Annotated in this window: 19 protein-coding genes; 5 read left to right on the top strand and 14 right to left on the bottom strand. The window is 72.3% G+C overall.

All coding sequences use genetic code 11. From position 1 onward, the window contains the following. Positions 1-8 precede the first annotated feature (8 nt). From ACPOLB_RS19215 to ACPOLB_RS19190, 6 genes are all read right to left on the bottom strand, one after another. Positions 9-773 (bottom strand): fumarylacetoacetate hydrolase family protein, encoded by a 765-nt coding sequence (locus ACPOLB_RS19215; protein WP_425257635.1) that lies wholly within the window; start codon positions 771-773, stop codon positions 9-11. Continuing rightward, the gene (locus tag ACPOLB_RS19210; protein ID WP_425257634.1) at positions 773-1,402 is read right to left on the bottom strand and encodes an HAD family hydrolase; all 630 of its coding nucleotides are present in this window, start codon (positions 1,400-1,402) and stop codon (positions 773-775) included. The genes ACPOLB_RS19215 and ACPOLB_RS19210 overlap by 1 nt, the downstream gene beginning before the upstream one ends. Further along, positions 1,399-2,982 carry a glucose-6-phosphate isomerase gene (pgi, locus tag ACPOLB_RS19205; RefSeq protein ID WP_425257633.1) on the bottom strand — a complete coding sequence of 528 codons (1,584 nt, stop codon included), beginning with the start codon at positions 2,980-2,982 and terminating at the stop codon, positions 1,399-1,401. The genes ACPOLB_RS19210 and pgi overlap by 4 nt, the downstream gene beginning before the upstream one ends. After that, a complete protein-coding gene (tal, locus tag ACPOLB_RS19200; RefSeq protein ID WP_425257632.1) occupies positions 2,979-3,932 on the bottom strand; it encodes a transaldolase in 954 nt (317 codons plus the stop codon). The genes pgi and tal overlap by 4 nt, the downstream gene beginning before the upstream one ends. Before the next feature lie 64 nt (positions 3,933-3,996). After that, positions 3,997-6,198 carry a prolyl oligopeptidase family serine peptidase gene (locus ACPOLB_RS19195; protein ID WP_425257631.1) on the bottom strand — a complete coding sequence of 734 codons (2,202 nt, stop codon included), beginning with the start codon at positions 6,196-6,198 and terminating at the stop codon, positions 3,997-3,999. Beyond that, positions 6,195-6,317, bottom strand: a complete 123-nt coding sequence (locus ACPOLB_RS19190; RefSeq protein ID WP_425257630.1) for a hypothetical protein — start codon at positions 6,315-6,317, stop codon at positions 6,195-6,197. The genes ACPOLB_RS19195 and ACPOLB_RS19190 overlap by 4 nt, the downstream gene beginning before the upstream one ends. Here ACPOLB_RS19190 and ACPOLB_RS19185 point away from each other — a divergent pair. Both ACPOLB_RS19185 and ACPOLB_RS19180 read left to right on the top strand, forming a co-directional pair. Continuing rightward, entirely contained in the window at positions 6,316-7,941 is a 1,626-nt protein-coding gene (locus ACPOLB_RS19185) for an AAA family ATPase (protein ID WP_425257629.1), read from the top strand. The genes ACPOLB_RS19190 and ACPOLB_RS19185 overlap by 2 nt on opposite strands. Positions 7,942-7,949: 8 nt before the next feature. Then, on the top strand, positions 7,950-8,672 hold the full coding sequence (locus tag ACPOLB_RS19180) for a general secretion pathway protein GspB (protein WP_425257628.1): 723 nt from the start codon (positions 7,950-7,952) through the stop codon (positions 8,670-8,672). Here the strand turns inward: ACPOLB_RS19180 and ACPOLB_RS19175 are convergent. The 3 genes from ACPOLB_RS19175 to ACPOLB_RS19165 are packed head-to-tail and all read right to left on the bottom strand — an operon-like array spanning position 8,669 to position 12,953. Beyond that, positions 8,669-9,712: an ABC transporter ATP-binding protein gene (locus tag ACPOLB_RS19175; RefSeq protein ID WP_425257627.1), complete on the bottom strand. Its 1,044-nt coding sequence runs from the start codon at positions 9,710-9,712 to the stop codon at positions 8,669-8,671. The two genes, ACPOLB_RS19180 and ACPOLB_RS19175, sit on opposite strands and share 4 nt — an antisense overlap. Beyond that, positions 9,709-11,868, bottom strand: coding sequence for an ABC transporter permease (locus ACPOLB_RS19170; protein WP_425261948.1), 2,160 nt, complete (start codon positions 11,866-11,868; stop codon positions 9,709-9,711). Before ACPOLB_RS19170 ends, ACPOLB_RS19175 begins: the two co-directional genes overlap by 4 nt. Before the next feature lie 41 nt (positions 11,869-11,909). After that, positions 11,910-12,953 (bottom strand): ABC transporter substrate-binding protein, encoded by a 1,044-nt coding sequence (locus ACPOLB_RS19165; RefSeq protein ID WP_425257626.1) that lies wholly within the window; start codon positions 12,951-12,953, stop codon positions 11,910-11,912. A 187-nt stretch (positions 12,954-13,140) separates the two neighbouring features. Here ACPOLB_RS19165 and ACPOLB_RS19160 point away from each other — a divergent pair, with 187 nt between their 5' ends. From ACPOLB_RS19160 to ACPOLB_RS19150, 3 genes are all read left to right on the top strand, one after another. Next, complete coding sequence (locus ACPOLB_RS19160; protein WP_425257625.1) at positions 13,141-14,313, top strand: hypothetical protein; 1,173 nt, start codon at positions 13,141-13,143, stop codon at positions 14,311-14,313. Between the two features lie 103 nt (positions 14,314-14,416). Next, positions 14,417-15,874 (top strand): glucose-6-phosphate dehydrogenase, encoded by a 1,458-nt coding sequence (gene zwf / locus ACPOLB_RS19155; protein ID WP_425257624.1) that lies wholly within the window; start codon positions 14,417-14,419, stop codon positions 15,872-15,874. Between the two features lie 16 nt (positions 15,875-15,890). Then, complete coding sequence (locus ACPOLB_RS19150) at positions 15,891-16,796, top strand: MurR/RpiR family transcriptional regulator (protein WP_425257623.1); 906 nt, start codon at positions 15,891-15,893, stop codon at positions 16,794-16,796. Here ACPOLB_RS19150 and ACPOLB_RS19145 read toward each other — a convergent pair. From ACPOLB_RS19145 to mlaE, 5 genes are read right to left on the bottom strand one after another with little or no spacing between them, the layout of a single operon-like run. After that, on the bottom strand, positions 16,745-17,008 hold the full coding sequence (locus ACPOLB_RS19145) for an STAS domain-containing protein (protein ID WP_425257622.1): 264 nt from the start codon (positions 17,006-17,008) through the stop codon (positions 16,745-16,747). The two genes, ACPOLB_RS19150 and ACPOLB_RS19145, sit on opposite strands and share 52 nt — an antisense overlap. Further along, a complete protein-coding gene (locus ACPOLB_RS19140; protein ID WP_425257621.1) occupies positions 17,005-17,628 on the bottom strand; it encodes an MlaC/ttg2D family ABC transporter substrate-binding protein in 624 nt (207 codons plus the stop codon). Before ACPOLB_RS19140 ends, ACPOLB_RS19145 begins: the two co-directional genes overlap by 4 nt. A gap of 43 nt (positions 17,629-17,671) precedes the next feature. Next, on the bottom strand, positions 17,672-18,484 hold the full coding sequence (locus tag ACPOLB_RS19135; RefSeq protein ID WP_425257620.1) for an MlaA family lipoprotein: 813 nt from the start codon (positions 18,482-18,484) through the stop codon (positions 17,672-17,674). Continuing rightward, positions 18,481-18,969 (bottom strand): outer membrane lipid asymmetry maintenance protein MlaD, encoded by a 489-nt coding sequence (gene mlaD, locus ACPOLB_RS19130; RefSeq protein ID WP_425257619.1) that lies wholly within the window; start codon positions 18,967-18,969, stop codon positions 18,481-18,483. Before mlaD ends, ACPOLB_RS19135 begins: the two co-directional genes overlap by 4 nt. A 39-nt stretch (positions 18,970-19,008) precedes the next feature. After that, the gene (gene mlaE / locus ACPOLB_RS19125) at positions 19,009-19,788 is read right to left on the bottom strand and encodes a lipid asymmetry maintenance ABC transporter permease subunit MlaE (protein ID WP_425257618.1); all 780 of its coding nucleotides are present in this window, start codon (positions 19,786-19,788) and stop codon (positions 19,009-19,011) included. Positions 19,789-19,791: the final 3 nt, after the last annotated feature.

Genomic DNA, 19,791 nt, shown 5'->3' with positions numbered 1-19,791 from the left:
GCGCGGCGTCAGCCGTAGGTGTTGACGAGGCTGCCGATGCCGTCGACCACGACCTCCACGGTCGTGCCCGGCTTCATCGGCAGCACGCCGAGCGAGGTGCCGCAGAAGATCACGTCGCCCGGCATCAGCGTCATGTCGTGCGACAGGCGCGACACCAGCTCGGCGGGGGGGAAGAACATGTCGGCCAGCGCGTAGTGTTGGCGCTCGCGGCCGCCCACCAGCGTGCGCAGCGTGGCGGCGGCGGGGTCGAAGTCGGTCTCGATCACCGGGCCGAAGGCGGCGAAGCCGTCGAAGCTCTTGGCGCGTGTCCACTGCGGGAACGACGTGTCGCGGTGCAGCAGTTCCAGCGCCGTGAGGTCGTTGCCGCAGCTGTAGCCGAAGATGTGCGCCGGCGCGTCGGCCACGCTGACGGCGCGCGCCTGGCGGCCGACGACGACGACCAGCTCGCCCTCGAAGGCCACGCGGCCGTCGTACGACGCCGGCACCGCGATGGCCTGGCCGTGCGCGCTGGCGCTGTGCGGCGACTTCAGGAAGTACAGCGGCTCGGCCGGCGTCGCCCAGCCGTTCTTCTCGGCCGCGGCGCGGAAGTTGTTCCACAGGCCGATGATCTGGCCCGGCCGGCACGGCGGCAGCCACGCCAGGCCGGCCAGCGGCAGCGTCTGCCCGGTGGGCGCGTGGCTGCCGAACAGGTCGCCGCGGTGCACCTGCACGCTGTCGCCGTCGCGCACGCCGAAGCCTTCTTCACCGCCGTGGCGGAACCGCATCCATTGCATCAGGAACTCCAGAGTCCGTGGGCGCGCAGCGCGGCCTCGGCCGCGTCGACGCCGGTGAAGTGCACGGCCTGCCAGCCGGCGGCCTGCGCCGCCTGCACGTTGGCCAGCACGTCGTCGAAGAACAGCAGCTCGGCCGGCGCGATGCCGAAGCGGGCCGCTGCCAGGTCGAAGATGGCGCGCTCGGGCTTGACGGCCTGCACACGGGCCGAGAACACGCCATCGCGGAACCAGCCGACGAAGTCGTGCTGCGCCTCCAGGTGGTCGGCATAGGGTGCCGGCATGTTCGACAGGAAGTACAGCGGCGCGCCGGCGTCACGCAGCCGGCGCAGCAGCGCCACGCTGCCGGGCAGCGGCTGCAGCTCGCGCGGCACGCCGTCGACGATGGCCTGCACCTCGTGTTCGGCCAGCCCGGTGCGGCGCGCGATGCGCGGCACCAGCTCCGCCACGTCGACGGCGCCGCGGTCGAACGCGCCCCAGTCGCCGCCGTAGCCCTGGAAGACCTGCTCCACCCAGTGCGCGGCGCTGTCGGCATCGAACGCGCGCTGCGGCAGTTCGCGCCGCAGCAGCGACGGCGGGTGCCAGTCGAACAGCACGCCGCCGAAGTCGAACACCGGCGTCAGGCGCTTCACGCGCGCACCCGGGCCAGCAGGCCGGCGGTGCTGCTGTCCAGGCCGGCCACGTCGCCCGAGGCCAGGCGCGGCAGCAGGTCGCTGGCGAGCGCCTTGCCCAGCTCCACGCCCCACTGGTCGAAGCTGTTGATGCCCCAGACCACGCCGCTGGTGTACACGCGGTGCTCGTACAGCGCGATCAGCGCGCCCAGCGTACCCGGCGTCAGCTTGTCCAGCACGAAGGTGGTGCTGGGCCGGTTGCCGGGAAAGCTGCGGTGGCGCGCCAGCACCGCGCGGTCGAGCGTGGCCGACGCCGTGGGCGCGCGCTCGCCCTGCGCCACCTCGGCGGTCTTGCCCAGCATCAGCGCCTGCGCCTGCGCCAGGCCGTTGGCCAGCAGCTTGTGGTGCAGGTCGGCCTGCGCGTGCGTGGGCGTCTTCACCAGGATGAACTCCACCGGGATCACGTCGGTGCCCTGGTGCAGCATCTGGAAATACGCGTGCTGGCCGTTGGTGCCGGGCTCGCCCCAGACCACCGGGCTGGTGCCGAAGGGCAGCGGCGCGCCGTCGACATCGACGCACTTGCCGTTGGACTCCATCTCCAGCTGCTGCAGGTAGGCCGGCAGCCGCCGCAGGCCCTGGTGGTAGGGCGCGACGCTGCGGCTCGTGAAACCGTGGAAGTTGCGGTACCACACGTCCAGCAGGCCCAGCAGCACCGGCAGGTTCTGCGCCAGTGGTGCCTCGGCGAAGTGGCGGTCCATCGCGTGCGCGCCGGCCAGCAGCCCGCGGAAGTTGGTGTCGCCGATGGCGATGGCGATCGGCAGGCCGATCGCGCTCCACAGCGAGTAGCGCCCGCCCACCCAGTCCCAGAAGCCGAACGTGGTGCTGATGCCGAACGCCGCGGCGGCCTGCACATTGGTGGTGGTGGCGGCGAAGTGGCGGGCGATGTCGGTGCCGCCATGCGCCAGGAACCAGGCCTTGGCCACCTGCGCGTTGGCCATCGTCTCCTGCGTCGTGAAGGTCTTGCTGGCGACGATGAACAGCGTGCGCTGCGGGTCCAGGCCGCGCAGCACGGGGGTGATGTCGTGGCCGTCGACGTTGCTGACGAAGTGCAGCCGCTTGCCGTGGTGGCAGAAGGCGTCGAGCGCCGGCACCACCATCTGCGGGCCCAGGTCGCTGCCGCCGATGCCGATGTTCACGATGTCGGTGATGCCGTCGTCGGCGCGCACCTGCTCGGCGTAGGCCAGCATCGCGTCGAGCACGCCGTGCACGTCGTCGCTGAACGGCCCCACGCCGCGCGGCGCGCGCAGCGCGGTGTGCAGCACGGCGCGGCCCTCGGTGGCGTTGGCGACCTCGCCGCGCAGCATCGCGTCGCGCTGAGCCGGCACGCCGCACTCCTCGGCCAGGTCGACCAGGAAGCGCAGCGTCGCCAGATCGACGCGGTTCTTCGACAGGTCGGCGAACACGCCCGGCGCCTGGAACGACAGCGACGCGAAGCGACCGGGGTCGCGTGCGAAGGCCTCGCGCAGGTCGAGGTCGCGGCCGTGGGCGGCGTAGTGGCCTTGCAGCGCCACCCAGGCGCGCGTGCGGTCGCCGCGCGTCACCGCCGCGCCTCCTCGATCAGGCGGTCGAGCTTGGCCGCGTCCACCGCGAAGGCGCGGATGCCCTCGGCCAGCTTCTCGGTGGCCATCGCGTCCTCGTTCATCGCCCAGCGGAAGGCCTTCTCGTCGTGGTGCACGGGCGGCAGGTCCAGCGTGCGCGCGTGCGCGGCGTCGAGCGCGCGCGGCACCGGCGCGCTGCTGGCCTGCAGCGCGGCCAGCAGCTCGGGGCTGATGGTCAGCAGGTCGCAGCCGGCCAGCGCGGTGATCTGGCCGACGTTGCGGAAGCTCGCTCCCATCACCTCGGTGGCGATGCCGTGGCGCTTGTAGTGGTTGTAGATCGCGGTGACGCTCTGCACGCCGGGGTCGTTGGCGCCGGCGTGCGCGGCTTCGTCCCAGGCAGCGCCGGCGTTCTTCTTGGCCCAGTCGTAGATGCGGCCGACGAAGGGCGAGATCAGCTGCACGCCGGCGTCGCCGCAGGCCACCGCCTGCGCGAAGCTGAACAGCAGCGTCAGGTTGCAGTGGATGCCCTCGCGTTCCAGCACCTCGGCGGCGCGGATGCCTTCCCAGGTGGCGGCGATCTTGATCAGCACGCGCGCGCGGTCGATGCCCGCGGCTTCGTACAGGCCGATGATGCGGCGTGCGCGGGCCAGCGTCGCTGCGGTGTCGAACGACAGGCGCGCGTCGACCTCGGTGCTGACGCGGCCCGGCACCACGGTGAGGATCTCGCGCCCGAAGCGCACCAGCACCTCGTCGACGATGGCGTCCAGCGGCGCCGTGCGGTGCGCCGCCACCGTGTCGGCCAGCAGCGGCGCGTAGTCGGGCTGCAGCACGGCCTTCAGGATCAGGCTGGGGTTGGTGGTGGCGTCGCGCGGCGCGAAGGCGGCCAGCTGCTTGAAGTTGCCGGTGTCGGCGACGACGGTGGTGAACTGCTTGAGTTGGGCGAGCTGGTCCATGGTGCGGGGGGGTTCCTGGGGTGCAGCCCGCCATTAGAACGCGGCGCCGGGGGTTGCGGGGCGATTACATCGCCCAGCGCGGGGTCACGCCCAGCGTGTGCAGCACGAAGGCGTAGACCTCGGCGGCCGAGGCGATCTGCTTGCTGGTGTTGCTGGCGCCGTGGCCCGAGCGCGTGTCGACGCGGATCAGCACCGGCCGCATGCGGTCGGCCCGCGACTGCAGCGTGGCCGTGTACTTGAACGAGTGCGCGGGCACGACGCGGTCGTCGTGGTCGGCGGTGGTCACCAGCACCGCCGGGTAGCGTTGGCCGGGGCGGATGTTGTGCAGCGGCGAATACGCCAGCAGCGCCTTGAACTCGTCGGCGTTGTCGCTGCTGCCGTAGTCGGCGACCCAGTTCCAGCCGATCGTGAACTTGTGGAAGCGCAGCATGTCCATCACGCCCACCTGGGGCACGGCGGCGGCGAACAGCTCGGGCCGCTGGTTGATGACCGCGCCCACCAGCAGGCCGCCGTTGCTGCCGCCCTGGATGGCCAGCTTCTCGGGGCTGGTGATGCGCGCCTGGTGCAGCCACTCGGCCGCGGCGATGAAGTCGTCGAAGGTGTTCTGCTTCTTCAGCTTGGTGCCGGCCTGGTGCCAGGCGCGGCCGTACTCGGCGCCGCCGCGCAGGTTGGCCAGCGCGAAGACCACGCCCTGCTCCAGCAGCGCCAGCCGCTGCGCGCTGAAGGCCGGCAGCTGGCTGACACCGAAGCCGCCGTAGCCGTACAGCAGCGTCGGGTTCAGGCCGTGCGCCACCAGGCCCTTGCGGTGCACCAGGAACATCGGCACGCGCGTGCCGTCGCGGCTGGTGAAGAAGACCTGGCGCGTGACGTAGTCGGCCGGGTCGTAGCCCGGCACCACGGTGCGGTGGTGCACGCTGCTCTGGCCGCTGGCGACGTCGTAGCGGAACGTGACCTGCGGCGTGTCGAACGAGGTGTAGGTGTAGAAGATGCCGGTGTCGTCGGACTGGCCGCCGAAGCCGCTGGCGGTGCCCAGGCCCGGCAGCGCGATCTCGCGCTCGAGCCGGCCGTCGGGCATGTGCACGTAGGCGCGCGAGCTGACGTCCTTCAGTGTCAGCACGAAAAGCCGGCCGCCGGCCAGCGAGGCGCCGCGCAGCGCTTCGCCAGGGCGCTCGGCGACCACGGTCTGCCAGTGCTCGCGCCCCGGCCGCGCGGGGTCGACGGCGATGATGCGGCCGTTGGGCGCGCCGTCGTCGGTGCGCAGCAGCAGGCGGCCGGCGTGCTGCTCGACCAGGCTGAAGCTGGCGTCGCCGATGTCGGGCACCAGCGGCCGGAAGGTCTTGTCCTCGCTGCGCAGGTCGCGCACGAACAGCGCGTTGCCGCGCCGGCCGCTGCCGCGGTCGGACACGCTGAGCACCGCCCAGCGCCCGTCCTCGGTGGTGGCGACGGTGTGGAAGCGCTGCGGCCGCGCCGCGTCGGCGTGGACCAGCTCGTCGGCCGACTGCGGCGTGCCGATGCGGTGGAAGTAGACGCGGTGGTCGTCGTTGCGCGCCGACAGCTCGGTGCCGGCGGCGGGCGCCGGGTAGCGGCTGTAGAAGAAGCCGTCGCCGGCCCAGGCGATGCCCGAGACCTTCACCCACCGCAGGCGCTCGGACAGCGGCGTGCGCGTGGACAGGTCCAGCACGCGCAGCTCCTGCCAGTCCGAGCCCGCCTGCGACAGCGTGTAGGCCGCGTGCCGGCCCGACGGCTGCAGCACGAACTGGCCCAGCCGCGTGGTGCCGTCGGCCGACAGCGTGTTGGGGTCCAGCACCAGCTCGGGCTTGCCGTCCGGCCCGGTCTGGCGCCAGACCACGTTCTGGTTCTGCAGGCCGGTGTTGGCACGGTAGTAGAACTGGTTGCCGCGGCGTTCGGGCACGGTGCGGCGGGCGTGGTCGAACAGCTGCGTCAGCCGCGTCTGCAGGTCGGCGCGGAATCCGATGCGTTCGAAGTAGGTGTCGGTGACGCGGTTCTGCGCCGCGACCCAGGCCGCGGTCTCGGCCGAGCGGTCGTCCTCGAGCCAGCGGTAGGGGTCGGCGACGCGCTGGCCGTGGTAGGTGTCGACATGCTCGACCTGGCGCGTGACGGGGTACTCGGGCGCGGCGGTCGGGGCCAGCGACGGCAGCCGCTGCGCCGCCACCGGCGGCACGGCGGCCAGCAGCACGGACGCCAGCAGCCAGGGGAGGCTGCGGGAACAGGCAAGGGCACGGGCTCGGAACAGGGACGGCTTCACGGGCGGGGCTCCAGCGGCAGGAACGGCATCGGCAGGGTGTCGGCGACGGCGGTGTCGGCGGCGCCGACCGCGCGGCCCGACATTGTGGCGTCGCGCCAGACCTTATGCTCCGCCCCCATGTACGCGCCCTTCTTCGGCTTGCAGCGCGAGCCGTTTTCCATCGCGCCCGACCCGCACTTCCTGTTCATGAGCGAGGCGCACCGCGAGGCGCTGGCGCACCTGCTGTACGGGCTGTCGGGCGGCGGCGGCTTCGTGCTGCTGACGGGCGAGATCGGCGCCGGCAAGACCACCGTCTGCCGCTGCTTCCTCGACCAGGTGCCGGCCGACTGCAACGTCGCCTACGTCTTCAACCCCAAGCTCAGCGTCGTCGAGCTGCTGCAGACCGTGTGCGACGAGTTCCGCATCGCGGTGCCGGCCGGCGCGGCCACGGTGAAGGACTTCGTCGACCCGCTGAACCGTTTCCTGCTGGCGGCGCACGCGGCCGGCCGCCACAGCGTGCTCGTCATCGACGAGGCGCAGAGCCTGTCCGCCGACCTGCTGGAGCAGCTGCGCCTGCTGACCAACCTGGAGACGGCCGAGCGCAAGCTGCTGCAGATCATCCTCATCGGCCAGCCCGAGCTGCGCGAGATGCTGGCGCGGCCCGAACTGGAGCAGCTGGCGCAGCGCGTCACGGCGCGCTACCACCTGCCGGCGCTCAGCGAGGCCGAGTCCGCGGCCTACGTGCGGCACCGCCTGTCCGTGGCCGGGGGCAAGGGCGAGCTGCCGTTCGACCGTGCCGCGCTGCGCCGCCTGCACCAGCTGTGCCGCGGCGTGCCGCGCCGCATCAACCTGCTGGCCGGTCGCGCGATGCTGGGCGGCTACGCCAGCGGCAAGACGCGCATCGGCCGCGCGGTCGTGGAACGCGCGGCGGAGGAAGTGTTCGCGCCGCGCCAGGACGGCCGCACGCGCCGCCGCGAAGCCGTGCTGATGGGCGTGGCGGCGGCCGGGCTGGCCGTCGCGGTGGGCGGTGCGGCGTGGTCGCTGTGGCTGCGGCCGGTGGCGCCGCGGGCCGCGGCCGCCGCGGCGCCGGCGGCTTCGGGGGCGCTGCAGGCGGACGCCGCTGCTTCGGGCGCGGCGGGGCGGGCGGCCTCGGCTGCGCCGCTGCAGCCCGGCGGCGACGGGCCGGCGCTGGCCGACGCCGGCAGCGTGCTGGCACAGGCCTGGCGCAGCGACGCCGCGGCCTGGCGCGCGCTGGGCGCGCGCTGGGGCCTGGACCTGCCGGCCGGCGACGCCGACCCCTGCGACGCCGCGGCGCGCCAGCAGGTGCCCTGTTTCCGCGGCGTCGCCGGCCTGGCCCAGGTGCGCGAACTGGCACGCCCCGGCGTGCTGACGCTGCGCGACGCGCAGAACCGCGCGAGCCACGTGCTGCTGACGGCGCTGCACGACGACAGCGCCACGCTGGAAGGCGCCGGCAGCCCGCAGACCGTGTCGCTGGCGACGCTGGCCGCGCTGTGGCGCGGCGAGTTCGCGACCTTCTGGCGCGCGCCGCCGGGCTGGCGCGAGGGCGAGCCCGCCGGCGCCGCGTTGGCGGCCTGGCTGGACCCGCGCCTGCCGCCCGTGCCCGGCCAGCCGCTGTCGGTGCGCGTGATGGCCTTCCAGGTGGCCAACGGCCTGAAGCCCGACGGCCTGGCCGGGCCGATGACGCTGATGCAGATCAACCGTGCCAGCGGGGTCGACGAACCCCGGCTGGCCACCTCGCGCTGAGCCCCGCCATGTCGTACATCCTCGATGCCCTGCGCCGCGCGGAAGCCGAACGCGAGCGCGAACGCGGCCACGTGCCGGGCCTGCACTCGCAGCCGGTGCCCGCCGCACCTGCCGCCGCCCCGGCCGGCGCCGGCGGCCCCTGGCTGGCCGCCGGCACCGGCGCGGCGGTGCTGCTGCTGGGCGCGGCGGCGTGGTGGTGGCTGGCCCGGCCCGCGCCCGGTGCGGCACCCGTGGCGGTGGCGGCCGCACCGGCACCTGCTGCGTTGCCGGTGGCGCCGCCCGCGGCAGCGCCGGCACCGGCCGCGCCGCTGCCGCAGCAGCCCGTGGTGGTCGTGCTGCCGGTGCCGACGCCGGCACCGGCCCCTGCGCCCGTGCTTGCACCGGCACCCGCGCCGGCGCCCGCCGCGGCGCCTGCGCCTGCACCCGCCATGGCCGCTGCGCCAGTGCAGGCCGCACCCGTGGTGCCTGCTTCGCCCGCCGTGCCGGCGGCACCGGCTGCACCGCGCCCCATCGCCTACGCGCAGCTGCCCGAGGACATCAAGCGGCAGCTGCCGCGCCTGGCCTTCGGCGGCGCCATCTACAGCGACACGCCCTCGGCACGCATGCTGCTGGTCGGCGGCCAGCTGCTGCACGAAGGCGACACGGCGGCGCCGGGCGTGGTGCTGGAGACCATCAAGCCGCGCTCGGCCGTGCTGCGCTGGCGCGAGATCCGCTACGAGGTGACGTTCTAGGCGGCAGCGGCCACCACGGACACGCCGCGCCCGCCGAGCAGCAGCGTCGCGCGGTCGCCCGGCGCCCAGGCCAGGGCCACGTCGGGGGCGACGACGAAGATCTCGCCCAACGCCGTCTGCAGCGTCACCTCGAGGAAGCTGCCCAGGTAGGCGCAGCGCAGCACGGTGGCCGCCAGGCCGTCGGTGCCGGGGCCGGCCAGCTGCCAGGCCTCGGGCCGCACCGCCAGCGTCACGGCGCCCGGCGTGCCGGCGCGGCGCGGCGTGCAGCGCAGCGGCCCCAGCAGCACGCTGCCGTCGGCCAGCTGCTCGGCCGGGAACAGCAGCGCCTCGCCCATGAAGCCGGCGACGAAGCTGCTGGCGGGCTGCTCGTACAGCTGCCGCGGCGTGCCGGCCTGCGCGATGCGGCCGGCCTCCATCACGAGGATCTGGTCGCTGACCGCCAGCGCCTCGGCCTGGTCGTGCGTGACGTAGGCCACCGTCAGCCGCAGGCGCTGCTGCAGCGTGCGGATCTCCTCGCGCATGCTGCGGCGCAGCCGCGCGTCCAGGTTCGACAGCGGCTCGTCGAACAGCAGCACGCTGGGTTCGAGCACCAGCGCGCGGGCCACCGCCACGCGCTGCTGCTGGCCGCCCGAGAGCTCGCTGGGCAGCCGCGCGTCGTAGCCCGCCAGGCCCACCACGTCCATCGTCGCGCGCGCCCGCCGCGCCGCCTCGTCGCGGCTCACGCCGGTGACGCTGAGCCCGTAGCAGACGTTCTGCAGCACGGTCATGTGCGGGAACAGCGCGTAGCTCTGGAAGACCATGCTGACGTTGCGCTCGGCCGCGCCGAGCGCGGTGACGTCGCGGCCGTCGATGAGGATCTGCCCCGAGCTCGGCGCATCCAGGCCGGCGATCATGCGCAGCGTCGTGGTCTTGCCGCAGCCCGAAGGCCCCAGCAGCGTCGTCAGCGTGCCGGTCGGCACCGTCAGGTCGATGCCGTGCACGACGAGCGGCGCGCTGGCGTCGCCGTAGCGCTTGGTGACCTGGCGGAATTCGATGCTCATGGGGTCCTTCTGCGTCCGAGCTGGCGTTCGCCCACCAGCCACTGGATGGCCGCCGTGGCCAGCGACATCAGCACGATCAGCACCGTGCAGTAGGCCAGCGCCACGCCGTAGTCGCCGTTGCCGACGCGGCCGATGATGTAGGTGGTGGCCAGCTCGTTCTCGGCCGTCACCAGGAAGATCACGGCCGACACCGTGGTCATGCTGCGCACGAAGCTGTAGACCAGGGCCGCCACCAGCGCCGGCTTCAGCAGCGGCAGCACCACGCGGCGCAGCGTGGTGGCGGTGCCGGCGCGCAGCATCGTGCTGGCTTCGTCGAGGCTGCGGTCGAGCTGCTGGAAGCTGGCGGTGCCGGCGCGCACGCCCACCGGCAGGTTGCGGAACACGAAGCACAGCACGATGATCAAACCGGTGCCGGTGAGCTCGAACGGCGGCACGTTGAAGGCCAGGATGTAGCTGACGCCCAGCACCGTGCCGGGGATGGCGAAGGCCAGCAGCGCCCCGAACTCGAACAGCCGCTGCCCGGCGAAGCTGGTGCGCGCGAGCAGCCAGCTCATCAGCAGCCCGATGCCGGCGCAGATCGGCGCCGCGATCGCCGCCAGCTTCAGCGTCGTGAACAGCGAGTTCCACGCCGTGCCGGCCCAGACCAGGCCGTGTTCGCCGGCCTGCAGGTCGAACGCGGTCTTCAGGTGCGCCAGCGTGGGCGTGTAGTCGCGGCCCCAGGTCTGCACGAAGCCGCCGACGAAGGCGAACACGTAGACCACCACCGTGAACAGCAGCCAGGGCCCCGCGACACCGCGGCACAGGCGCAGCACGCCCGCGGGCAGCGGCATCGCCAGGCCGGCGTCGCCCTTGCCCGAGACCGTGGTGTAGCTGCGGCGGCCGAGCAGGCGCTGCTGCACGAAGAACACCACCAGCGCGAAGCCGGTGAGGATCAGCGCCAGCGACGCCGCGCGGCCCTGGTCGTACTGCGCGCCCACGATGGCGAAGAAGATGTCGGTGGACAGCACCGCGTACTGCCCGCCCACCACCACCGGGTTGCCGAAGTCGGCCATGCTCTCGATGAATCCCACCAGGAACGCGTTGGCCAGCCCCGGCTTCAGCAGCGGCAGCGTCACGGTGCGGAAGGTGGTCCAGCGGCTGGCGCGCAGGGTCTGCGCCGCTTCCTCGAGCGCCGGCGCCACGCCCTGCACGACGCCGCGCATGATCATGAAGGCGATGGGCGTGAACGCGAACAGCTGCGCCAGGAAGATGCCGAACAGGCCGTAGAACCAGCGCGTGGGCGGAATGCCGAAGGCCCACTCCAGCGCCTGGTTGACGAGCCCGGCGCGGCCGAACAGCAGGATCAGGCCGAGCCCGACCACGAACGGCGGCGTGATGATGGGCAGCAGCGCCAGCACGTTCAGCGGCCGCGCCAGCCGGCGCGAGGCGCCGCGCTCGGCCCACAGCGCGATCAGCGTGCCCAGCACCGTGGTGCCGGTGGCGGTCAGCAGCGCCAGGAACAGCGTATTCCAGGCCACGCCGCAGCGCACGCCGCCGGCCAGGCAGCCCAGGCCCCAGACCCGTTCGTTGCCCAGCCGGTCGGCGAGCGCCGCCAGCGAGACGGCGCCGTTCTCGTCGAGCAGCGCGCCGACCAGGCTCTTGCCCACCGGCAGCGCGATGAACAGCAGCAGCAGCGCGGCGCAGAACACCACCGCCCCGGCCACGAACACGTCGCCGCGGAAGTGGCCCAGCCGCGCCAGCCCGGCACCCAGCAGCATCAGCAGCGCCAGCAGCACCAGCGCCGCGCCCAGGCCCATGCCGAACTGCCCGCCGGGCAGCGCGCCGAACAGCGCTTCGAGGCTGGCGTAGGCCCAGCCCTGCGCGCCGATCGCGAAGCCGCTGCCCAGCAGGCCGGCCAGGCCCAGCACAGCACCCGCCACCAGGCCCAGCCCCTGGCGGCGCCCGGCCGGCAGGGCCGCGGCCAACCCCGCCAGGCCGAGCCCGGCGATGGCCGTCGCCAGCCAGGGCTTGCCGTGGCGCAGCGTCTGCACCAGCCCGCTGGCGGTGTCGCTGCCGCCGAACACGCCCGGCAGCGCCTGCCACAGCGACAGGTTCTGCGGCAGGTACCAGGGCAGCAGCACGAAGGCCGCTGCGCCCAGCAGCAGCCAGCCCAGCATGGCGCAGCGCGCGCCGGCCGGGCCGCGGTCGGCCGTGGACGTCACCGCGGCAGCGCGTTGACTTCCTTCTCCCACTTCGAGATCAGCCGGCGGCGCTCGGCCGAGGCGCCGTACTTGGCGTAGTCGTACTGGATGAACCTGATCGACTTGAAGTCGGGGATGCGCGGGTCCAGCGGCGTGGCCTTGTTGCTCGGCAGCTGGAACTGCCGGGCCGCGGCGCCGAACTGCTGCGCCTGCGCCGTCAGCGCCCACTCGTAGAACTTCTTCGCCGCGTCGACGTTGCGCGCGCCCTTGATGATGCTCATCGAGCCGATCTCGGCGCCGGTGCCGTCGCTCGGGGTGATCGTGGCCACCGGGAAGCCCTGCGCGGCCTCGCCCGGGCCGTCGTGCACGAAGCTGATCGACACCGTGGTCTCGCCGCGCGCGGCGGCCTTGATCGGCGCCGTGCCGCTGCGCGTGTACTGGCTGATGTTCCTGTGCAGGCCCTTCATGTACTCGAAGGCCTTGTCCTCGCCCATCAGTTGCACGAGCGTGGCGATCATCGTGTACGCGGTACCGCTGCTGGCCGGGTTGGCGACCTGGATCTCGCCCTTGTAGACCGGGTTCAGCAGGTCGGCCCAGGTCTTGGGCACCGGCATCTTCTTCTTGGCGATCAGCTCGGTGTTGTAGCCGAAGCCCAGCGGGCCGCTGTAGATGCCCACGGTCTTCCAGCCGCTCTGCTGGGCCTGCTGCTGCGCCCAGGCGTGCAGTTGCGGCAGCGCCGCGCTCTTGTACTCGAGCGTCAGGCCCTGCTCGGCCGCCTGCAGGTGCGGGTCGCCGGTGCCGCCGAACCAGACGTCGGTCTTCGGGTTGGCGCGCTCGGCGATCAGCTGCGCCAGCGCCTCGCCCGAGCCCTTCAGCGACATGTTGAGCTTGATGCCGGTGGTGCGCGCGAACACCGTCTGGATCATGTTGCACCACTCGGCCTGCACCGAGCAGATCACGTTGAGCTGGCCGCCGTCCTGGGCCAGCGCAGGGGCGGCGCCGCCCCAGGCCAGGGCGGCAAGGACGGCGGTCGGCAGGCGGGGGCGGAAAGGCGCGGTCATCGTGTCTCCTCGGGTTCGGATTGTCATCGTTCTGTCACAAACATCGTAGCGAGCCGCGGCCCGCCCGCCGCCCGCCTCCGGCCCGGTGGAAACCCGCGGCCCGCAGCTGCGGGGGCGGCGCAGATCGCACCGCGCAGATGTAACAGCCTCGGTCATACTTCCGCCTCCGTTGCCGCCGTGCTGCCCGATGAGATCCCTGCTGCCGTCCCGCCTGCTGCGCCTTGCTGCCTTCGTCGTGCCCTGCGTGCTGTCGCTGGCCGGCCTGCTGGCCGCCGGCCCGGCGCGCGCCATCACGCTGCTCGTCGGCCCCGAAGGCGTGCCGTACAAGTTCAGCGACGCCGTCGCGGCGGCGAAGGACGGCGACGTGATCGACGTGCTGCCCGGCGACTACAAGGGCGAGACCGTGACGCTGCCGCCGGTGAAGCTGACGATCCGCGGCGTCGGCCAGCGCCCGGTGTTCCGCGCCGAGGGCCGGCCGATGCTGACGCTGCGCGGCGGCGCGCTGACGGTGGAGAACATCGAGTTCCGCGGCGCCCGCGCCAACGACGCCAGCGGCGCCGGCATCCGGCTCGAATCCGGGCGGCTGCTGGTGCGCCGCTGCGCGTTCTTCGACAACGAACACGGCATCTGGACCGGCAACGACGAAGCCGCGCAGCTCGACATCGAGGACAGCGTCTTCGGCGACGCCCCGCGCATCGAAGGCCAGCTGCCCCACCTGCTGCTGGTGGGACGCATCGCACGGCTGCGCATCACCGGCAGCCGCTTCCACAACGGCTACGAGGCGCACCTCGTGAAGAGCAGCGCGCGCGAGAACGACATCCGCTACAACCTGCTGGCCGACGGCCCGGGCGGCGAAGCCTCGTACGAGGTCGAGCTGCCGCTGGGCGGCATGGCCTGGCTGGTGGGCAACGTGATCGAGCAGGCCGACGGTTCGCGCCACCCGGTGGTGGTGAGCTACGGCGCCGAGGGCCGGCACTGGCCGCAGAACCAGCTCTACCTGAGCCACAACACGCTGGTGAACCGCAAGTGGCTGCCGGCGTGGTTCGTGCGCGTCTTCCACGACCGCCTGCCGGCCGATACGCAGCTGGTGGCGGTGAACAACCTGGTGGTGGGCGGCGGCGTGCTGGAGTGGGGCGCGAAGGGCCACTTCGCCGGCAACGGCGCGGCGCTGACGCAGATGCTCGACGCGCCCGACAGCTGGGGCTTCGAGCTCCCGATCGGCAGCTGGCTGCGCGGGCGCGGCGTCGACCCGCGGCCCTTCGGCGAGACGCTCGTGCCCAAGGCCGAGTTCACGATGCCGGTGGGCACGCGGGCCCTGCCCCCGCCCGCGAGCTGGTCCCCCGGCGCCTTCCAGCGCTGACCGCGGCACGCCCGGCCGGCGTTGACCCGGCGAAGAAACTTGGGCATCATCGAGTCAGTAACTAAGTTACATGCCGGCGCCTGAACCCGCCCGGCCGACACCCATGTCCTTCGATCTCGTCTTCTTCGGTGGCACCGGCGACCTCACCTGGCGCAAGCTGATGCCGGCGCTGTTCCAGGCCTTCCGCCACAACAAGCTGCCCGCGGGCGGCAGGCTGCTCGCCGTGGCGCGCGACGAGCGCAGCGACGCCGAGTACCGGGCCTACATCCGCGAGAAGTTCACCGGCGTCGAAGAGGCCAAGCAGCCCAGCGACGAGGAGTTCGCGCGCTTCGCCGAACTGCTGCACTACCGCCGCATGGACCTGTCGCAACCCGACGACTACGCCGGCCTCAGGCAGTGGCTGGACGCGCGCGGCGCCGACACCGTGGTGCTGTTCCTGGCCACCAGCCCGCACCTGTTCACGCAGATCTGCGCCCAGCTCGGCGCCGCCGGCATCAACGGCCCGCGCGTGCGCGTGGTGCTGGAGAAGCCGCTCGGCCACGACCTGGCGAGCGCGCAGGAGATCAACCGCGTCGTGCGCGCCTCGTTCGCCGAGGAACAGGCGCTGCGCATCGACCACTATCTCGGCAAGCCCGCGGTGCAGAACCTGATGGCGCTGCGCTTCGGCAATGCCCTGTTCGAGCCGCTGTGGCGCCGCGAGAGCATCGCCAACATCCAGATCACGCTGGCCGAGAGCCTGGGCGTGGGCACGCGCGGCGACTACTACGACGGCACCGGCGCACTGCGCGACATGATCCAGAACCATGCGCTGCAGCTGCTGACGATGATCGCGATGGAACCCCCGTCGAGCAACGACGCCGACGCCATCCGCGACGAGAAGCTGAAGGTGCTGAAGTCGCTGCGCCCGTTCACGCCAGAGACCGTCGGGCGCGACGTGGTGCGCGGCCAGTACCGCGCCGGCACCGTGGCCGGCCAGGCCGTGCCGGGTTACCTCGACGAGGTGAAGGTGCCCAAGGACAGCCGCTGCGAGACCTTCGTCTCGCTGCGCACCGAGGTGCAGAACTGGCGCTGGGCCGGCGTGCCCTTCTACCTGCGCACTGGCAAGCGGCTGGCGGCGCGCGAGTCGCAGATCGTCATCAACTTCCGCGAGGTGCCGCACCCGATCTTCCCGGGCACCAGCCGCGCGAACAAGCTCGTCATCAAGCTGCAGCCCGAGGACGGACTCGAACTGCACCTGCTGGCGGCCAAGGGCGGCGGCCCGTCGGGCAATGCGCCCGAGATGCTGGCTCCGGTGTCGCTGGACCTGGACTTCGACAAGGCCTTCCTGAGCGAACGTGTCGGCGCCTACGAGCGGCTGCTGATGGACGCGCTGGCCGGTCGCCTGAACCTCTTCGTGCGCAGCGACGAGCAGGAGCAGGCCTGGCGCTGGGTGGAGCCGGTGCTCGACGCCTGGCAGCGCGACCCCACCGGCCCGCGCCCCTATGCCGCCGGCAGCTGGGGCCCGCCTGCGTCGAGCGCGATGATCGCGCGCGACGGCTGCGCCTGGGCCGAAGAACAGTAGCCCGGCAGCACAACGCATGCTCGACCGCATCAAGGCCTCGATCCCCGCCCTGCCTCCCGCCGAGCAGCGCGTGGCCAAGCTCGTCTTGGCCGACCCGCGCAGCTTCGCCAGCCTGCCGGTCGGCGAACTCGCCGACCGCGCCCACGTCAGCAAGCCCACCGTGGTGCGCTTCTGCCGCAGCGTCGGCTACGACGGGCTGGCCGACTTCAAGCTGAAGCTGGCCGGCAACGTCAACGAGGGCGTGCCCTTCGTGCACCGGTCGGTGGACGACGACGACAAGGCCGGCGACATCGTCGTCAAGGTCGTCGACAACGCGGTGGCGGCGCTGCTGCGCTACCGCAATGCCGCTGCCGGGCAGAGCGTGGAACGCGCGATCGAGGCGCTGGCCGCGGCCGGCCGCGGCGGCCACCGCATCGAGTTCTACGGCGTCGGCAACTCCGGCATCGTCGCGCAGGACGCGCAGCACAAGTTCTTCCGCCTGGGGGTCACCTCGGCCGCGGTCAGTGACGGCCACATGCAGGTGATGAGCGCCACGATGCTCAAGCCGGGCGACTGCGCGGTGATCATCAGCAACTCGGGCCGCAGCCGCGACCTGCTGGACGTAGCCGAGATCGCGCGCAAGAAGGGCGCCACGGTGATCGTGATCACCGCCAGCGGCTCGCTGCTGGCCCTGGAGGCGCAGAACGCGCCGCACCACATCCTGCTGGCGGCCGACCACCCGGAAGACGCCGACCGCTACAGCCCGATGGTGTCGCGGCTGCTGCACCTGATGATCATCGACATCCTGACCACCGGCGTCGCGCTGCGGCTGGGTTCGGCCGCGCTGCGGCCGATGCTGCAGGAGATCAAGAAGAACCTGCGCGCGAAGCGCTACGCGGCGGCCGGGCCGTCTTCGAACGACAGCAGTTCGTCGACGCCGTAGATCGTCGCCAGCTGGCGCAGCTTGGGCGGTGCGCCACGCACCACGCAGCGCGCGCCGCGTGCCTGCGCACGGCGCGACGCCTCCAGCAGCAGCGCCACGGCCGAGGTGTCGAAGGCCGACAGCGCCGACGCGTCGACCTCCACCGTGTCGGTGCCCAGCTGCGCCAGCAGGCCGGTGGCCTGCTCCAGCGTGGCGGTGGCCGGCAGCTTCACTTGGCGGCGGCCTTGTTGCGCTCGACCAGCGTGTTGATCAGGCCGTCGATGCCGCCCTTGCCGATCTCTTGCGCGAACTGCGAGCGGTAGCTCGTGACCAGCCAGATGCCGCCGACGTTGACGTCGATGATCTTCCAGCCGGCGTCGGTCTTGTCCAGGCGGTAGTCGAGCTTGATCGGCTCGCCCTTGCCGCGCACTTCGGACTGCACCACCACCTGCGAGCCGCCGGGCACGGGCTGGGTGCGCGTGACCTCGACCGTCTGCTCCTTGGTGATCTGCGTCAGCGCGCCCGCATACACGCGCACCAGCAGCAGCTTGAATTCGGATTGCAGCTTGCTGCGCTGCTCGGCCGAGGCGCCGCGCCACTGCGGGCCCACGGCCGAGCGGGTGACGACCTCGAAGTTCACGTTGGGCATGACCTTGCTGTCGACCAGCGCGATGATCTTCGCGATGTCGCCAGCCTGGATGGCCTTGTCGGTCTTCGCGACATCGATGACCTCGTTGGAGATGCTGCGCACGAAGGCGTCGGGCGCGGCCTCGCCGGCGGCCGATGCGGCGCCGAAGGCCGTCAGCAGGGCCAGGGTGGAGAGCAGTTTCTTCAGCACGGGGAGTCCTTTCATCGTCGGTCCCTGCCTGCTGTAACGCACGCCGGGCCGATCGGGTTCACTGGGGCTTGGTGCCGGCAGCAGGTGGCGCTGGCGGCGCAGGTGGTGGTTCGTCTGCGAACTCGTCGTCGAAGTTCTCGAGCGGCGGCGCGCCATCGAAGACCTGGTCGAGGCGGCGCGCCAGGTAGGCCTCGCGCAGGAAGCTGTAGCGGTCCAGCGCCACCTGGTCCATCAGGCCGGTGGTCGCCAGCAGGTTGGTGCGGGTGTTGATGAGTTCCAGCGCCGTCAGGGTGTAGCGGCCGGCCTCGGTGGCCGGCAGCGTCGAGGCCGACACCACGCGGTCCAGCGGCAGCGCCGCGGTGTCGCGCAGCGTCGACGGGCCCAGCAGCGGCAGCACGACGTACGGGCCCGCGCCCACGCCCCACACGCCGAGCGTCTGGCCGAAGTCTTCGGAGCGGCGCGTCAGCCGCATCTCGGTGGCCGGGTCGAGCAGGCCGCCCAGGCCGAACGAGGTGTTGACGATGACGCGCATGCCCATCTCGACACCGTCCTGCAGCTTGCCCTGCAGCAGGTGGTTGGCGGCCGACCAGAGGTCGGAGACGTTGCCGAAGACGTTGCCGATGCCGGTGCGCACGAGCTGCGGCACCACGGCCTGGTAGGCCTCGGCCACCGGCCTGACCACATGGGTGTCGAGCGCATCGTTGAAGGCGTAGACCTTGCGGTTCCACGATTCCCACGGGTCGGCCGGGTGCGCTGCGGGCGCGGCGACTGCGGCACCCTGCTGCTGCGGCGCGCCCGCCGGCACGCTGGCGCAACCGCCCAGCGCCAGGGCGCCGCAGACGGCGCCTGCCAGCCACAGCGCGCGCCTCACTTGGGCGCCGCTCCCGCGGTGTCGGCGGCGTCGGCAGCCTTGCCGGTGAGGAACTGGCCGATCAGGTTCTCGAGCACCACGGCGCTCTGCGTCTGCGCGATGGTGTCGCCTGCGGCCAGGTTGGCGTCGTCGCCGCCGGGCTCGATGCCCACGTACTGGTCGCCCAGCACGCCCGAGGTCAGGATCTTCGCCGACGAGTCCTTCGGGAACTGGAAACCGCGCTCCACCTCCATCGTCACCACACCCTGGAAGGTCTTGCTGTCCAGCGTGATCGACGTGACCCGCCCCACCTTCACGCCGGCGCTGCGCACCGGTGCGCGCGGCTTCAGCCCGCCGATGTTGTCGAAGCGCGCCTGCAGCACGTAGGTGTTGCCGCCGTTGAAGCTGGCCCCCAGGTTGGCCGCCTGCAGCGCCAGGAACACCACCGCGGCGATGCCCAGCACGACGAACAGGCCGACCAGCGTTTCGATGCTCTTCTTGCCCATGCCCTTGTTTCCTTGTGTCCTTGTCTCGGCGCCTGCGGCTCAGGGCGTGGAGAACATCAGCGCCGTCAGCACGAAGTCCATCGCCAGCACGCTCAGCGACGCGATCACCACGGTGCGCGTGGTCGCGTAGGCCACGCCTTCGGGCGTGGCCTCGGTCTCGTAGCCCTGGTACAGCGCCACCACGGTGCAGATGACACCGAAGGCGAACGCCTTGACCATGCCGTTGCCGACATCGCGCCAGACGTCGACGCCGTTCTGCATGATCGACCAGAAGTTGCCGGCGTCGACCCCGATCAGCAGTACCGCGACGATCCAGGCCCCCAGGATGCCGACCGCGGAAAACACCGCGGCGAGGATGGGCATCGCGACGACGCCGGCGATGAAGCGCGGCGCCAGCACGCGCTGCCGCGGGTCCACCGCCATCAGCTCCATCGCGGCGATCTGCTCGCCGGCCTTCATCAGGCCGATCTCGGCCGTCAGCGAGGTGCCGGCGCGGCCGGCGAACAGCAGCGCGGTGACCACCGGCCCGAGCTCGCGCACCAGCGACAGGTTGACGATGAGGCCCAGCTGCTCGGCAGCGCCGTAGGTCACCAGCGCGTAGTACATCTGCAGCGCCAGCACGAAGCCCACCGCGGTGCCCGAGGCGATGATGATCAGCAGCGAGCGGTTGCCGATGGCGTGCAGCTGCACGATGACGAGGTAGAAGCGGCGCAGCGACGCCGGCACCGCGGCCAGCAGCTCGATGAAGAAGAACGTGGCATGGCCCATGCCCCGCAGCATGGACAGCACGCGCGCGCCGATGGCGGCCAGCAGGTTCATGTG

The sequence above is a fragment of the Rubrivivax soli genome (genome assembly GCF_049810355.1).
Classification (GTDB): Bacteria; Pseudomonadota; Gammaproteobacteria; order Burkholderiales; family Burkholderiaceae_C; genus Rubrivivax.
The sequence above is the reverse complement of the archived record's forward strand: the minus strand, read 5'-3'. Positions and strand labels throughout refer to the sequence as shown.

Bases quoted from the DNA above. Each gene is read 5' to 3' on its own strand.
- ACPOLB_RS19190 (WP_425257630.1), bottom strand. From the start codon at position 6,317: ATGGGGGCGGAGCATAAGGTCTGGCGCGACGCCACAATGTCGGGCCGC.
- ACPOLB_RS19185 (WP_425257629.1), top strand. From the start codon at position 6,316: ATGTACGCGCCCTTCTTCGGCTTGCAGCGCGAGCCGTTTTCCATCGCG.
- tal (WP_425257632.1), bottom strand. From the start codon at position 3,932: ATGGACCAGCTCGCCCAACTCAAGCAGTTCACCACCGTCGTCGCCGAC.
- ACPOLB_RS19165 (WP_425257626.1), bottom strand. From the start codon at position 12,953: ATGACCGCGCCTTTCCGCCCCCGCCTGCCGACCGCCGTCCTTGCCGCC.
- ACPOLB_RS19175 (WP_425257627.1), bottom strand. From the start codon at position 9,712: ATGAGCATCGAATTCCGCCAGGTCACCAAGCGCTACGGCGACGCCAGC.
- zwf (WP_425257624.1), top strand. From the start codon at position 14,417: ATGTCCTTCGATCTCGTCTTCTTCGGTGGCACCGGCGACCTCACCTGG.
- mlaE (WP_425257618.1), bottom strand. From the start codon at position 19,788: ATGAACCTGCTGGCCGCCATCGGCGCGCGCGTGCTGTCCATGCTGCGG.
- mlaD (WP_425257619.1), bottom strand. From the start codon at position 18,969: ATGGGCAAGAAGAGCATCGAAACGCTGGTCGGCCTGTTCGTCGTGCTG.
- ACPOLB_RS19215 (WP_425257635.1), bottom strand. From the start codon at position 773: ATGCAATGGATGCGGTTCCGCCACGGCGGTGAAGAAGGCTTCGGCGTG.
- ACPOLB_RS19180 (WP_425257628.1), top strand. From the start codon at position 7,950: ATGTCGTACATCCTCGATGCCCTGCGCCGCGCGGAAGCCGAACGCGAG.
- ACPOLB_RS19150 (WP_425257623.1), top strand. From the start codon at position 15,891: ATGCTCGACCGCATCAAGGCCTCGATCCCCGCCCTGCCTCCCGCCGAG.
- ACPOLB_RS19140 (WP_425257621.1), bottom strand. From the start codon at position 17,628: ATGAAAGGACTCCCCGTGCTGAAGAAACTGCTCTCCACCCTGGCCCTG.
- ACPOLB_RS19160 (WP_425257625.1), top strand. From the start codon at position 13,141: ATGAGATCCCTGCTGCCGTCCCGCCTGCTGCGCCTTGCTGCCTTCGTC.
- ACPOLB_RS19170 (WP_425261948.1), bottom strand. From the start codon at position 11,868: ATGCTGGGCTGGCTGCTGCTGGGCGCAGCGGCCTTCGTGCTGCTGCCC.